21 protein-coding genes are annotated in these 12,640 nt (G+C 61.4%); all 21 read right to left on the reverse strand.

What is annotated here, in order from left to right:
• Positions 1-2 precede the first annotated feature (2 nt).
• Positions 3-353 (reverse strand): 50S ribosomal protein L18, encoded by a 351-nt coding sequence (gene rplR / locus AQZ50_RS14380; RefSeq protein WP_067747179.1) that lies wholly within the window; start codon positions 351-353, stop codon positions 3-5.
• Complete coding sequence (gene rplF, locus AQZ50_RS14385; RefSeq protein WP_067747181.1) at positions 353-886, reverse strand: 50S ribosomal protein L6; 534 nt, start codon at positions 884-886, stop codon at positions 353-355. The genes rplR and rplF overlap by 1 nt, the downstream gene beginning before the upstream one ends.
• Complete coding sequence (gene rpsH / locus AQZ50_RS14390) at positions 886-1,281, reverse strand: 30S ribosomal protein S8 (RefSeq protein ID WP_067747183.1); 396 nt, start codon at positions 1,279-1,281, stop codon at positions 886-888. The genes rplF and rpsH overlap by 1 nt, the downstream gene beginning before the upstream one ends.
• Positions 1,282-1,291: 10 nt before the next feature.
• Entirely contained in the window at positions 1,292-1,597 is a 306-nt protein-coding gene (rpsN, locus tag AQZ50_RS14395) for a 30S ribosomal protein S14 (RefSeq protein WP_067747185.1), read from the reverse strand.
• Positions 1,598-1,628: 31 nt separating this feature from the next.
• The gene (gene rplE / locus AQZ50_RS14400) at positions 1,629-2,210 is read right to left on the reverse strand and encodes a 50S ribosomal protein L5 (protein WP_067747187.1); all 582 of its coding nucleotides are present in this window, start codon (positions 2,208-2,210) and stop codon (positions 1,629-1,631) included.
• Complete coding sequence (rplX, locus tag AQZ50_RS14405) at positions 2,203-2,520, reverse strand: 50S ribosomal protein L24 (RefSeq protein ID WP_067747189.1); 318 nt, start codon at positions 2,518-2,520, stop codon at positions 2,203-2,205. The genes rplE and rplX overlap by 8 nt, the downstream gene beginning before the upstream one ends.
• Complete coding sequence (rplN, locus tag AQZ50_RS14410) at positions 2,520-2,888, reverse strand: 50S ribosomal protein L14 (protein ID WP_067747190.1); 369 nt, start codon at positions 2,886-2,888, stop codon at positions 2,520-2,522. The genes rplX and rplN overlap by 1 nt, the downstream gene beginning before the upstream one ends.
• 65 nt (positions 2,889-2,953) lie before the next feature.
• Positions 2,954-3,223 carry a 30S ribosomal protein S17 gene (rpsQ, locus tag AQZ50_RS14415; protein WP_067747194.1) on the reverse strand — a complete coding sequence of 90 codons (270 nt, stop codon included), beginning with the start codon at positions 3,221-3,223 and terminating at the stop codon, positions 2,954-2,956.
• A gap of 11 nt (positions 3,224-3,234) precedes the next feature.
• Positions 3,235-3,438 carry a 50S ribosomal protein L29 gene (gene rpmC / locus AQZ50_RS14420; protein ID WP_067747195.1) on the reverse strand — a complete coding sequence of 68 codons (204 nt, stop codon included), beginning with the start codon at positions 3,436-3,438 and terminating at the stop codon, positions 3,235-3,237.
• A 12-nt stretch (positions 3,439-3,450) separates the two neighbouring features.
• Complete coding sequence (gene rplP, locus AQZ50_RS14425; protein ID WP_067747196.1) at positions 3,451-3,885, reverse strand: 50S ribosomal protein L16; 435 nt, start codon at positions 3,883-3,885, stop codon at positions 3,451-3,453.
• Between the two features lie 16 nt (positions 3,886-3,901).
• Positions 3,902-4,597 carry a 30S ribosomal protein S3 gene (gene rpsC / locus AQZ50_RS14430; RefSeq protein ID WP_067747198.1) on the reverse strand — a complete coding sequence of 232 codons (696 nt, stop codon included), beginning with the start codon at positions 4,595-4,597 and terminating at the stop codon, positions 3,902-3,904.
• 2 nt (positions 4,598-4,599) lie between these two features.
• Positions 4,600-4,977 (reverse strand): 50S ribosomal protein L22, encoded by a 378-nt coding sequence (gene rplV / locus AQZ50_RS14435; RefSeq protein ID WP_067747199.1) that lies wholly within the window; start codon positions 4,975-4,977, stop codon positions 4,600-4,602.
• Positions 4,977-5,255, reverse strand: coding sequence for a 30S ribosomal protein S19 (rpsS, locus tag AQZ50_RS14440; RefSeq protein ID WP_067747200.1), 279 nt, complete (start codon positions 5,253-5,255; stop codon positions 4,977-4,979). The genes rplV and rpsS overlap by 1 nt, the downstream gene beginning before the upstream one ends.
• 6 nt (positions 5,256-5,261) lie before the next feature.
• The gene (rplB, locus tag AQZ50_RS14445) at positions 5,262-6,098 is read right to left on the reverse strand and encodes a 50S ribosomal protein L2 (protein ID WP_067747202.1); all 837 of its coding nucleotides are present in this window, start codon (positions 6,096-6,098) and stop codon (positions 5,262-5,264) included.
• Between the two features lie 13 nt (positions 6,099-6,111).
• Complete coding sequence (locus AQZ50_RS14450) at positions 6,112-6,417, reverse strand: 50S ribosomal protein L23 (protein ID WP_067747203.1); 306 nt, start codon at positions 6,415-6,417, stop codon at positions 6,112-6,114.
• The gene (gene rplD / locus AQZ50_RS14455) at positions 6,410-7,033 is read right to left on the reverse strand and encodes a 50S ribosomal protein L4 (protein ID WP_067747205.1); all 624 of its coding nucleotides are present in this window, start codon (positions 7,031-7,033) and stop codon (positions 6,410-6,412) included. The genes AQZ50_RS14450 and rplD overlap by 8 nt, the downstream gene beginning before the upstream one ends.
• 3 nt (positions 7,034-7,036) lie before the next feature.
• Positions 7,037-7,762, reverse strand: a complete 726-nt coding sequence (rplC, locus tag AQZ50_RS14460; protein WP_067747207.1) for a 50S ribosomal protein L3 — start codon at positions 7,760-7,762, stop codon at positions 7,037-7,039.
• A gap of 337 nt (positions 7,763-8,099) precedes the next feature.
• A complete protein-coding gene (gene rpsJ, locus AQZ50_RS14465; protein ID WP_067747209.1) occupies positions 8,100-8,411 on the reverse strand; it encodes a 30S ribosomal protein S10 in 312 nt (103 codons plus the stop codon).
• Between the two features lie 154 nt (positions 8,412-8,565).
• On the reverse strand, positions 8,566-9,756 hold the full coding sequence (gene tuf / locus AQZ50_RS14470; protein ID WP_067747211.1) for an elongation factor Tu: 1,191 nt from the start codon (positions 9,754-9,756) through the stop codon (positions 8,566-8,568).
• Positions 9,757-9,932: 176 nt separating this feature from the next.
• Positions 9,933-12,005: an elongation factor G gene (gene fusA / locus AQZ50_RS14475; protein ID WP_067747213.1), complete on the reverse strand. Its 2,073-nt coding sequence runs from the start codon at positions 12,003-12,005 to the stop codon at positions 9,933-9,935.
• 150 nt (positions 12,006-12,155) lie between these two features.
• Complete coding sequence (gene rpsG, locus AQZ50_RS14480; protein WP_067747215.1) at positions 12,156-12,626, reverse strand: 30S ribosomal protein S7; 471 nt, start codon at positions 12,624-12,626, stop codon at positions 12,156-12,158.
• Positions 12,627-12,640: the final 14 nt, after the last annotated feature.

The raw sequence follows: 12,640 nt of genomic DNA on the forward strand, positions 1-12,640 counted from the left end.
CCTTAGAACTCCAGCCCGCCTTCGCGGGCAGCGTCGGCCAGCGCTTTGACGCGGCCATGGAACAGGAAGCCGCCGCGATCGAACACGACAGCGGTGATGCCGGCAGCTTTGGCTTTTTCGGCAATGTCCTTGCCGACTTTGACCGCGGCATCGACGTTCGATCCGATCGACTTCTCGCCCTTCACCAGCGACGACGAGGCGGCCAGGGTATGACCTCCAAGATCGTCGATGATCTGGGCATAGATGTGCCGGCCCGAACGATGCACGGACAGGCGGGGACGACCGCCCGAGCGCGCCTTGAGCGCGGTGCGAACACGGCGACGGCGGCGCGCGAAGAGAGACAGCTTGGCCATTACTTCTTCTTCCCTTCCTTGCGGAAGATGAACTCGCCGCGGTACTTGATACCCTTGCCCTTGTAGGGTTCGGGCTTGCGCCAGCGACGGATCTCGGCCGCAACCTGGCCGACCTTCTGCTTGTCGATACCCGAGATTTCGACCGTGGTGTTATCCGGGGTCTTGATCTCGATGCCTTCCGGCACGGCGTAGTCAACGTCATGGCTGTAGCCGAGCTGCAGCTTCAGGTTCTTGCCCTGAGCCATCGCACGATAGCCGACGCCGGTGATCAGAAGGGTCTTGGAATACCCTTCGGTCACGCCGGTAACGAGGTTGGACACCAGCGTGCGTTGCATGCCCCAGAACGCGCGAGCGGTCCGGGAGTCATTGGCCGGCTTGACCAGAATGGTCTCGCCTTCAACGGCATAGCTGATGTCATCGACGAGTGTCAGCGTCAGAGTGCCCTTGGGCCCCTTCACTGTCAGAACGCCATTGGCGATATCGGCAGAAACCCCCGCAGGGATTGCCACCGGCTTCTTGCCGATGCGGCTCATCAGAACACCTCCGCAAGCACTTCGCCACCGACGTTCGCAGCGCGCGCTTCGGCATCCGAAAGCACGCCGCGGGGCGTCGAGACAATGGTGATGCCCAGGCCATTGCGGATCACCGGCAATTCCTTCGAACCGGAATAGACGCGGCGGCCCGGCTTGGACACGCGTGCAACGTGCTTGATCGCCGGCTGGCCTTCGAAATACTTCAGCTCGATGCGCAGCTGCGGATGCAGACCCGTGGTGTCTTCAGAGAAACCACGGATATAGCCTTCGCGCTGGAGCACTTCGAGCACATGCGCACGCAGCTTGGACGCGGGCGAAAGGACGGAATCCTTCTTTGCGCGCTGGCCGTTGCGGATACGGGTGAGCATGTCACCCAGGGGGTCGGTCAATGCCATCGCTCTATCCTTACCAGCTCGACTTGGTCAGCCCGGGGATCAACCCCTTGTTGCCGAGATCGCGCAGTTCGATGCGGCACAGCCCGAACTTGCGATAATAGCCGCGCGGACGGCCGGTGGTATTGCAGCGGTTACGCACCCGGGTCGGGTTTGCATTGCGCGGCACTTCGGCCAGCTTGAGGCGGGCGATCAAGCGCTCGGTTTCGTCGAGCGACTTGTCGTTGGCCTTGGCCTTGAGCGCGGCGATCTTGACCGCATATTTTTCAACGAGCTTCTTGCGCCGCTCGTTCTTGTTGATCGAACTCAGTTTCGCCATGGACTTAAGCTCTTTCTTCCAGAATGGCCAATCAGGCAGCCTTCGCCTGTTCGGCGGCATCCTGCGGGAAGGGAAAACCGAACAGGCGCAGCAGTTCACGCGCCTCGTCGTCGGTCTTGGCAGTGGTGGTCACGATGATGTCGAGCCCACGCACCTTGTCGATCTGATCATAGCTGACCTCAGGGAAAATGATCTGTTCCTTGAGACCCATCGCATAGTTGCCGCGACCATCGAACGACTTGGGGTTCAGACCCCGAAAGTCGCGGATGCGGGGCATTGCGATCGTGATCAGGCGGTCGAGGAATTCGTACATGCGTTCGCGGCGCAGCGTAACCTTGCAACCGATCGGCATGCCTTCACGCAGCTTGAACTGCGCGATCGACTTCTTCGCCTTGGTGATCACCGGCTTCTGACCGGCAATCTTTTCCATCTCGGCAGCCGCAGTCTGGACCTTTTTCTTGTCCTGGCTGGCTTCGCCGACGCCCATGTTGAGCGTGATCTTTTCGATCCGCGGAATTTCCATCACGTTCTTGTAGCCAAACTTGGCCTGCATCGCCTTGGCGATGTCGGCTTCGAACTTGGTCTTCAGACGCGGTGTGTACTTCTCAGCCATCGATAGCCTCCCCGGACTTGACAGCCACGCGGACCTTCTTGCCGTCCTTCTCTTCGAAGCGCACACGGGTCGGTTTGCCGTCTTTGTCGGCAACCGAAACCTTGGAGATGTGCATCGGCGCTTCAAAGCGATCGAGACCGCCCTGCGGGTTCTGCTGGCTCGGCTTGCGGTGACGGGTGGCAATGTTAATGCCGGCCACGACCACCTTTTCGTCCTTGGGCAGGACCTGAAGAACAGTGCCGGTACGGCCCTTGTCCTTGCCCGAACGAACGACGACGCTGTCGCCCTTCTTGATCTTGGAAGCCGACATCACAGCACCTCCGGCGCAAGGCTGATGATCTTCATGAAGCCACGAGCGCGCAGTTCGCGCACCACGGGGCCGAAGATACGCGTGCCGATGGGCTCTTCGTTCTTGCCGACAAGCACGGCCGCATTGGTGTCAAAGCGGATGACGCTGCCATCGGCGCGACGCACGTCCTTGCGGGTACGCACGATCACGGCGCGATGCACGTCGCCCTTTTTGACGCGAGCACGCGGCTGCGCTTCCTTGATCGACACCACGATGATGTCGCCGACGCCGGCAAAGCGACGCTTCGACCCGCCCAGCACCTTGATGCATTGGACGCGCTTCGCGCCGCTGTTGTCAGCGACTTCGAGGTTGGATTGCATCTGGATCATTGATCCGGTTCCTTCTCACTGGCTTGCCGGAACCAGTCCGGCAGTTCCAAATTGTGTCGCGGCTATCAGATATCCGCTTCGATCGCGGCGGTCTTACCGGCCAACACGCGCTCGATTACCTTCCAGGTCTTCTGCTTGGAATAGGGCGCGGTTTCCTCGATGCGCACCGTTTCGCCCAGCTTGAACGCATTGTCCTCGTCATGGGCGTGGTACTTCTTCGAGCGGCGGATGATCTTGCCGTAAAGCGGGTGCTTCACTTTGCGCTCGACCTTGACCACCACGGTCTTTTCATTCTTGTCGGAAACCACCGTCCCGATCAGGATACGCTTGGGCACGTTGGTTCTCCTCAGGCCTTGACCGTTGCCGACCGTTCGGTCTGCAAGGTCTTGATGCGGGCAATCTGGCGACGCACCTCACGGATGCGGGCCGGACGTTCCAGCTGATTGGTAGCAGCCTGAAAACGCAGATTGAACTGTTCGCGCTTCAATTCGACGAGATCAGCGGAAAGCTGGTCGTCGCTCTTGAGGCGCATGTCCTCGAACTTCGCCATGGTCTTTCCTCCTTACTCGCCGCCAAGGTGCGAAGTGTCACCCAGGCGGGCAACGACCTTCGTCTTGATCGGCAGCTTCATTGCCGCGCGGCTGAACGCCTCTGCGGCCAGCGGACCCGGAACCCCGTCGAGCTCGAACAGGATCTTGCCCGGCTTGACGCGTGCGGCCCAGTATTCAACCGAACCCTTGCCCTTGCCCTGACGGACTTCGGCAGGCTTCTTCGAAACCGGAAGGTCGGGGAAAATCCGGATCCACAGACGGCCCTGACGGCGAATGTGGCGGGTGATCGCACGACGTGCCGCTTCGATCTGGCGCGCGGTTACGCGTTCCGGTTCGAGCGCCTTCAGCCCGTAAGAGCCGAAGTTGAGGTCGGTGCCGCCCTTGGCGTTGCCGTGGAGACGGCCTTTGAACGCCTTGCGGAACTTGGTCTTCTTAGGTTGCAACATGGCCTGTTACCTTCCCTCAGCGTGACGGACGCACGCCCGAGGTCTGTGCCTCAAGCATGAGGCGATCCTGCGCCATCGGGTCGTGTCCCAGGATCTCGCCCTTGAAGATCCAGGTCTTGATACCGATCACGCCATAGGCGGTGTGGGCTTCGGCTTCGGCGTAGTCGATGTTGGCACGCAGCGTGTGAAGCGGCACGCGACCTTCGCGATACCATTCAACGCGCGCGATCTCCGCGCCGCCAAGACGGCCACCGCAGGTGATCTTGATGCCTTCCGCGCCAAGACGCAGCGCCGACTGCACCGCGCGCTTCATCGCACGGCGGAAAGCCACGCGGCGAACGAGCTGATCGGCAATGCCCTGGGCGACAAGCTTCGAATCGATTTCCGGCTTGCGGATTTCGACGATGTTCAGCTTCACGTCGCTCTTGGTCAGCTTCGACAGCTTGGCGCGCAGCTTTTCAATGTCTGCGCCCTTCTTGCCGATGATGACGCCCGGACGCGCCGCATAGATCGACACACGGCACACTTTGGCCGGGCGCTCGATCACCACCTTCGAGATCGCTGCCTGGGGCAGGCTCTCGACGATGAACTTGCGGATCGTCAGGTCTTCCTTGAGCAGGCGCTGATAGCTCTGCCCTTCGGCGAACCAGCGGCTGTCCCAGGTGCGGTTGATCTGCAGACGCAGACCGATGGGGTTCGATTTATGACCCATGATCAGGCCTCCTCGACTTCGCGGACGACGATCCGCAGCCGCGAAATCGGCTTGAGGATCCGGGTCGACTTGCCGCGACCACGGGTGTGGAAGCGCTTCATCATGATCGACTTGCCGACACTGGCTTCCGCCACGATCAGCGCATCGACGTCCAGGTTGTGGTTGTTTTCCGCGTTGGCGATCGCCGAAGCGAGAACCTTGCGCGCATCAACCGCCATCCCCTTCTTCGAGAAGGAGAGGATGTTGAGTGCGTCTTCGGCCTTTTTGCCGCGGATGAGCGCTGCAACAAGGTTGAGCTTCTGGGCCGAACCACGGATCGTGGTACCGACAGCCAGCGCTTCCTTGTCACCAACGCGGCGGGGAGCTGCAGACTTGCTCATCAGCGCTTGCCCTTCTTGTCAGCGGCGTGGCCCGGGAACGTGCGCGTCGGCGCGAATTCACCAAGCTTGTGGCCGACCATGTCTTCGTTGATCGAGACAGGGATGAACTTGTGCCCGTTGTAGACGCTGAACGTCAAACCAACGAACTGCGGCAAGATGGTCGAACGACGCGACCAGGTCTTGATCGGGGCCACGCGGGAACCGGCATCCTGAGCGGCTTCCGCCTTCTTGATCAGGTGCAGTTCGACGAAGGGGCCCTTCCAGACGGAACGTGCCATGGGGTGTTACCTCTTCTTCTTCGCGTGGCGCGAACGGATGATCTGATTATCCGTGCGCTTGTTGTGACGGGTGCGGGCGCCCTTGGTCGGCTTGCCCCACGGGGTAACCGGATGACGACCGCCCGAAGTCCGACCTTCACCACCACCGTGCGGGTGATCGACCGGGTTCTTGGCGACACCGCGAGTCAGCGGGCGCTTGCCCAACCAGCGGTTGCGACCGGCCTTGGCCAGGTTCTGGTTGCCGTTGTCGGGGTTCGACACCGCGCCAACCGTACCCATGCAATCGCCGCGCAGGTAACGCTGTTCGCCCGAGTTGAGACGAACGATCACCTGCCCGCGGTCACGACCGACGACCTGCACGTACGTCCCGGCCGAACGGGCGATCTGACCGCCCTTGCCCGGCTTCATTTCCACGTTGTGGACAATGGTGCCGACCGGCATCTGCGACAGCAGCATGGCGTTGCCCGGCTTCACGTCGGTCTTTTCGCCGGCGACAATGCTGTCGCCAACGGCCAGACGCTGCGGCGCCAGGATGTAGGTCTGTTCGCCGTCCGTGTACTTCACGAGAGCGATGAACGCGGTACGGTTGGGGTCGTATTCCAGCCGCTCGACCGTTGCAGGCATGTCCCACTTGCGACGCTTGAAGTCGATGAAGCGGTACTTCTGCTTGTGACCGCCCGCGATACCGCGGCTGGTCACATGGCCTTTGTTGTTGCGGCCGCCGGTCTTGGACTTGCCTTCGGTCAATGCCTTGACCGGCTTGCCCTTCCACAGCGACGACTTGTCGACGAGAACCAGGCCGCGGCGTGCGGGGCTGGTCGGGTTATAGCTCTTGAGTGCCATGGTTCCTAAGCCCTCAGATACCGCTGGTGACGTCGATGGTCTGGCCCTGGGCCAGCGTCACGACCGCCTTCTTGACGTCGGAGCGACGGTAGGGCTTGCCCTTCCAGCGCTTGGTCTTGCCCTTCTGGGTCAAGGTGTTCACCGCAGCGACCTTCACATTGTAGATCGCTTCGATGGCCGCCTTGATCTGGGGCTTGGTCGCGCTTTCCGCGACCTTGAACACAACCGCGTTGTGCTCCGAAAGCAGCGTCGCCTTCTCGGTGATGTGGGGAGCCACGATCACGTCGTAGTGACGCGTGTCAATTGCGCCCTTAGCCATGGAAACGCGCCTCCAGCTTTTCGACTGCCGAGCGCGTCAGCACCAGCGTGTCATGCTTCAGGATGTCGTAGACGTTGGCACCGATCGCGGGGAGCACGTTGATCCCGACGATGTTGCCGGCGGCGCGGGCAAAGCCCTCGTTCACCGCTTCACCATCAACGACGAGCACTTTCTTGCCGAAACCGGCATTGGCGAGAATGCCCGCGAGCACTTTGGTCTTGGCATCGGCCAGATCAAGGCTGTCGACGACCACCAGACCGGCTTTGGCCTTGGAGGACAGCGCCATCTTGAGACCGAGTGCACGGATCTTCTTGTTCAACGAAACGTTGAACTCGCGCAGACGGGGGCCGTGGGCCTTGCCGCCGCCGATGAAGATCGGGGCCTTGCGATCGCCGTGACGAGCCGTACCACCGCCCTTTTGACGGCCGAACTTCTTGCCGGTGCGGGCAACTTCGCTGCGCTCACGCGCTTTGCGGGCGATACCGCGACGGTTTTCCAACTGCCAGGTAACGACGCGATGCAGGATGTCTGCGCGCGGCTCGAGGCCGAACACGTCATCCGACAGCTCGACGTCGCCGGCGGCAGTCCCGTCCAGATTGAGGACCTGAACCTTCACAACTTAGCCCTCCTGGCCATCGGTCGCTTCGACAGCGACTTCGTTGTTGTTGGAAGCCAGCTTGAGGCCGGCCGGATAGGGCGCCTCGGCATGACGGTCGACCTTGACGGCGTCGCGAACGAGCAGCCAGCCGTTCTTCGAGCCGGGCACCGAGCCCTTGACGAAGATCAGACCGCGCGCATCGTCGGTGCGAACGATTTCAAGGTTCTGCTGGGTGCGCTGACGGTCGCCCATGTGGCCGGCCATCTTCTTGTTCTTGAAGACGCGGCCCGGATCCTGGCGGTTGCCGGTCGAACCGTGAGCACGGTGCGAGATCGACACACCGTGCGTGGCGCGCATACCGCCGAAACCCCAGCGCTTCATCGCACCGGCAAAACCCTTGCCCTGCGTGTGCCCGGTGATGTCGACATATTGGCCGATGGCAAAGTGCGAAGCTGCAATGGTCGAGCCAACTTCGAGCACCGCATCATCTGCGACGCGGAATTCGGCGACTTCAGCCTTGAGCGGCACTTCAGCCTTGGCGAAATGCTCGCGCTGCGGCTTGGCAACGTTCTTTTGTTTGGCAACGCCCGCACCGAGCTGAACCGCGACATAACCGTCACGTTCTGCAGTGCGAACCGAAACCACCTGGCAATCTTCAAGCGACAGGACGGTAACCGGCACGTGCCGACCATCTTCCTGGAAAAGGCGGGTCATCCCCACCTTCTTCGCGATCACGCCGGTGCGCATGATCCATACTCCTAAACAGAGGCCTGCAGGGGCCCATCCCCTACAGGCGTGTTCAGCCCGTATTGTGAAGCATGCCCCCGTCCGGGCTGAATGCCCCCGCGCGACCTGAATCGCGAGAGGACCAACGGGGGACGCTTTCCCGGCCAAGTGCCATTCCATCTATGGAACGGCGAGTGCCGGAGGTATCCCTAGGTCAGAGCGGACGGAGCCGTTGGAGGCTTTTGCCGCTTAGTCGGGGCCGGCTATCCCGAAAGGTGTTGCCGGCCATCCGAAAGGAATGTGGAACCCGAGAGTTCCGAAACTTGTTACGCCTGGATCAGTGACGAACCCGAAGGGCTCAAGCCAGCTTGATTTCGACGTTGACGCCGGCCGCGAGGTCCAGCTTCATCAGCGCATCGACCGTAGCCGCGTTGGGCTGCACGATGTCGAGAAGGCGCTTGTAAGTGCGAACTTCGAACTGTTCACGCGACTTCTTGTCGACGTGCGGGCCGCGGTTGACGCAGAACTTTTCGATGCGCGTGGGAAGCGGAATGGGCCCACGGATCAGCGCGCCGGTGCGGCGGGCGGTGTCCGCGATTTCTCCAGTGGCCTGGTCAAGCACACGATGATCGAAGGCCTTGAGGCGAATGCGGATATTCTGGGCTTCCATGTCCGTTTACCGATGCGAAAGAGCAAAACAAAAAACCAGCCGCCCCACCCCGTCATCCCGATACCTGTCGCAGGCATCACAGGGAGAGGCGGGTCAACTGATCGAGAAACCGTCCGGCGGGAGAAGCGAATCTCCCGCCGGAGCGGCGCCTATATTACTTCGTGATCTTGCTGACAACCCCCGAACCGACAGTCCGGCCACCTTCGCGAATTGCGAAGCGCAGACCTTCGTCCATCGCGATCGGTGCGATCAGCTTCACGCCGAGCGTGACGTTGTCGCCAGGCATGACCATTTCGGTGCCTTCGGGCAGAACCACTTCACCGGTGACGTCAGTCGTGCGGAAGTAGAACTGCGGACGGTAGTTGGCGAAGAACGGCGTGTGACGGCCACCTTCATCCTTCGACAGCACGTAGACTTCGGCCGAGAACTCGGTGTGCGGGGTGCAGGTGCCGGGCTTGGCGAGAACCTGGCCGCGCTCGACGTCTTCACGCTTGATGCCGCGGATCAGCGCACCGACGTTGTCGCCGGCTTCGCCCTGGTCGAGCAGCTTGCGGAACATTTCGACGCCGGTCACGGTGGTCTTCTGGGTGTTCTTGAGGCCGATGATTTCGACTTCTTCGCCCACCTTGATGATGCCCGTTTCGATACGGCCGGTCACAACCGTACCACGACCCGAGATCGAGAACACGTCTTCGACCGGCATCAGGAACGGCTTGTCGGTCGGACGCGGCGGCTGCGGGATGTAGGCGTCAACCGCTTCCATCAGCGCATAGATCGAGTTCTTGCCGATTTCGTCGTTACGACCTTCGAGAGCGGCCAGAGCCGAACCCTTGATGATCGGAATATCGTCACCCGGGAAGTCGTACGACGACAGCAGTTCGCGAACTTCGAGTTCGACGAGTTCGAGGATTTCCTCGTCGTCGACCTGATCGACCTTGTTCATGTACACGACCAGAGCCGGCACGCCGACCTGGCGAGCGAGCAGGATGTGTTCGCGGGTCTGCGGCATCGGGCCGTCAGCGGCGTTCACAACGAGGATCGCGCCGTCCATCTGCGCGGCGCCGGTGATCATGTTCTTCACATAGTCGGCGTGACCCGGGCAGTCGACGTGCGCGTAGTGACGGTTGGCGGTTTCATACTCGACGTGTGCGGTCGAGATGGTGATGCCGCGTTCGCGTTCTTCCGGCGCCTTGTCGATGTTGGCGTAATCGGTGAACGTGGCGCCGCCGGTTTCCGACAGAACCTTCGTGATCGCGGCGGTCAGCGTGGTCTTGCCATGGTCGACGTGACCGATGGTGCCGATGTTGCAGTGCGGCTTGGTCCGCTCAAACTTAGCCTTAGCCATTGTTCAAACCTTCTTTTCAAACTTTGGTTGATTGCTGTTGGAGGCGGCACCAGCCGGACTCGCGCCAGAAAATCAGGCGCCGCCCCTAGCCTGATCGGGATGATCAAGCAAGCATATCGTGAAACCCGATTGCAGGTTCCGGACAACGCCCGCAGGCGATCTCCGGAACCGGCTGATCAGGCGAGCTTTTCTTTCAATTCGGTCGCGACGTTCGCCGGGACTTCATCGTAGTGCGAGAACTGCATCGTGTACTGCGCGCGCCCCTGGGTGAACGAACGCAGCGTGTTGACGTAGCCGAACATGTTGGCGAGCGGCACAATCGCCTCGACCACCTGGGCATTGCCCCGGCTGTCGGTGCCCTGAATCTGCCCACGCCGCGAGTTGAGATCGCCGATCACGTCGCCCATGAATTCCTCAGGGGTGACGACTTCGACTTTCATGATCGGTTCAAGCAGCTTGATGCCCGACTTCTGCGCGGCTTCGCGCATGGCCGCACGACCCGCGATTTCGAACGCCAACGCCGACGAGTCGACGTCGTGATAGGCGCCGTCGATCAGGTAGATGTTGAAGTCGATGATCGGGAAGCCGATCAGGCTGCCGGTCGCTGCGGTTTCGCGCATGCCCTTTTCAACCGACGGAATGTATTCGCGCGGAATGTTCCCGCCCTTGACTTCGTCGAAGAACTGGATGCCCGAACCGCGTTCGCCCGGAACCAGACGGACCTTGACCCGGCCGAACTGACCCGAACCGCCCGACTGCTTCTTGTGCGTGTAGTCGAGTTCGACTTCACGGCCCAGCGATTCGCGATAGGCCACCTGCGGCGCACCGACGTTTGCTTCGACCTTGAATTCGCGACGCATGCGATCGACGATGATTTCGAGGTGGAGTTCGCCCATCCCCTTGATGATCGTCTGGCCCGATTCGTGATCGGTCGACACACGGAACGAAGGATCTTCGGCCGAAAGGCGATGGAGCGCGATGCCCATCTTTTCCTGGTCCGCCTTGGTCTTCGGTTCGACCGACAGTTCGATGACCGGATCGGGGAATTCCATCCGTTCGAGAATGATCGGCTGCTTTTCGGCGCAGAGCGTATCCCCGGTGGTGGTTTCCTTCAGACCCGCCAGCGCGACGATGTCACCCGCATAAGCCGTGTCGATGTCTTCACGGTTGTTGGAGTGCATCAGCAGCATGCGGCCGACCTTCTCCTTCTTGTTCTTCACCGAATTCAGGTAGGTGCCCTTGGTGAGCGTACCCGAATAGACGCGAAGGAAGGTCAGGCTGCCCACGAACGGGTCATTCATGATCTTGAACGCCAGCCCCGAGAACGGCGCATCATCGGCAGTCGGACGCGTTTCAGGCACGTCCGTATCGGGGTTGATGCCCTGAACGTCGGGAATGTCGAGCGGCGACGGCATGTAGTCGACCACGGCGTCGAGCAGGGGCTGCACGCCCTTGTTCTTGAACGCCGAGCCGCAGACCACGGGCACGAACTTCTGCGCCAGCGTGCCCTTGCGGATCAGCGCCTTGAGCGTGGCGACATCGGGCAGGTTGCCTTCAAGATAGGCTTCCATCGCGTCGTCGTCCTGTTCGACGGCGAGTTCGATCAGTTGCTGACGATAGTCTTCGGCTTCGTCGGCGAGATCGGCCGGGATGTCGGTGTAGTCGAACTTCGCGCCCAGGCTTTCGTCCTGCCAGATGATGGCACGGTTGTGAACGAGGTCGACCAGACCCTTGAAGTCGGCTTCGGCGCCGATCGGCAGATAGAGCACTGCCGGCTTTGCACCGAGGCGGTCGATGATCGACTGCACGCAGAACTTGAAGCTGGCGCCGGTGCGGTCGAGCTTGTTGACGAAGCACATGCGCGGAACGCCGTACTTGTCGGCCTGACGCCACACGGTTTCCGACTGCGGCTCGACGCCGGCAACGCCGTCAAAGCAGGCCACCGCGCCATCGAGCACGCGCAACGAGCGTTCGACTTCGATAGTGAAGTCGACGTGCCCGGGGGTGTCGATGATGTTGATGCGGTAATCACCCCAGAAGCAGGTCGTCGCGGCCGACGTGATCGTGATGCCGCGTTCCTGTTCCTGCTCCATCCAGTCCATCGTCGCGGCGCCGTCATGGACTTCGCCGATCTTGTAGGACTTGCCGGTGTAATAAAGAATGCGCTCGGTCGTCGTCGTCTTGCCGGCGTCGATGTGCGCCATGATGCCGATATTGCGATAGCGCTCGAGCGGCGTGCTGCGGGCCATGGTGGTTTCCCTTGTGGTCGAGGGGACTTGGTCGATGGGCGGGGCCGGATCGGGGCCGTCCCGCCCATTGGTTCAATTGCGTGACCGTAGTGTGACGTGGTTACGCCGGCGAGAGAAACAAGCCCCCTCAGCCCGCGCACCCCGTCGCGATTACCAGCGGTAGTGGCTGAACGCGCGGTTGGCGTCGGCCATGCGGTGCGTGTCTTCGCGCTTCTTGACCGCGTTGCCGCGGTTGTTGGCAGCGTCGAGCAGCTCGGCCGAAAGGCGCGCCGACATGGTGGTTTCCGAGCGATTGCGCGCGGCGGTGATCAGCCAGCGGATCGCCAGCGCCTGGGCGCGTTCGGGGCGAACTTCGACCGGAACCTGATAGGTCGCACCACCGACGCGGCGCGAACGCACTTCGATCTGTGGCTTCACGTTGTTGAGCGCATCGTGAAACAGCTGCAGCGGATCGGCCTTGGCGCGGGTCTGCATGGTATCGAGCGCACCGTAAACGATGCCTTCGGCGTTGGACTTCTTGCCGTCGTACATGAGATTGTTCATGAACTTCGACAGCACCTGATCACCGAACTTCGGATCGGGCAGGATGACCCGCTTTTCCGGACGACGACGACGTGACATGGGGTATTCCTTCT

The sequence above is a fragment of the Novosphingobium sp. Fuku2-ISO-50 genome (assembly GCF_001519055.1).
Taxonomy (GTDB): domain Bacteria; phylum Pseudomonadota; class Alphaproteobacteria; order Sphingomonadales; family Sphingomonadaceae; genus Novosphingobium.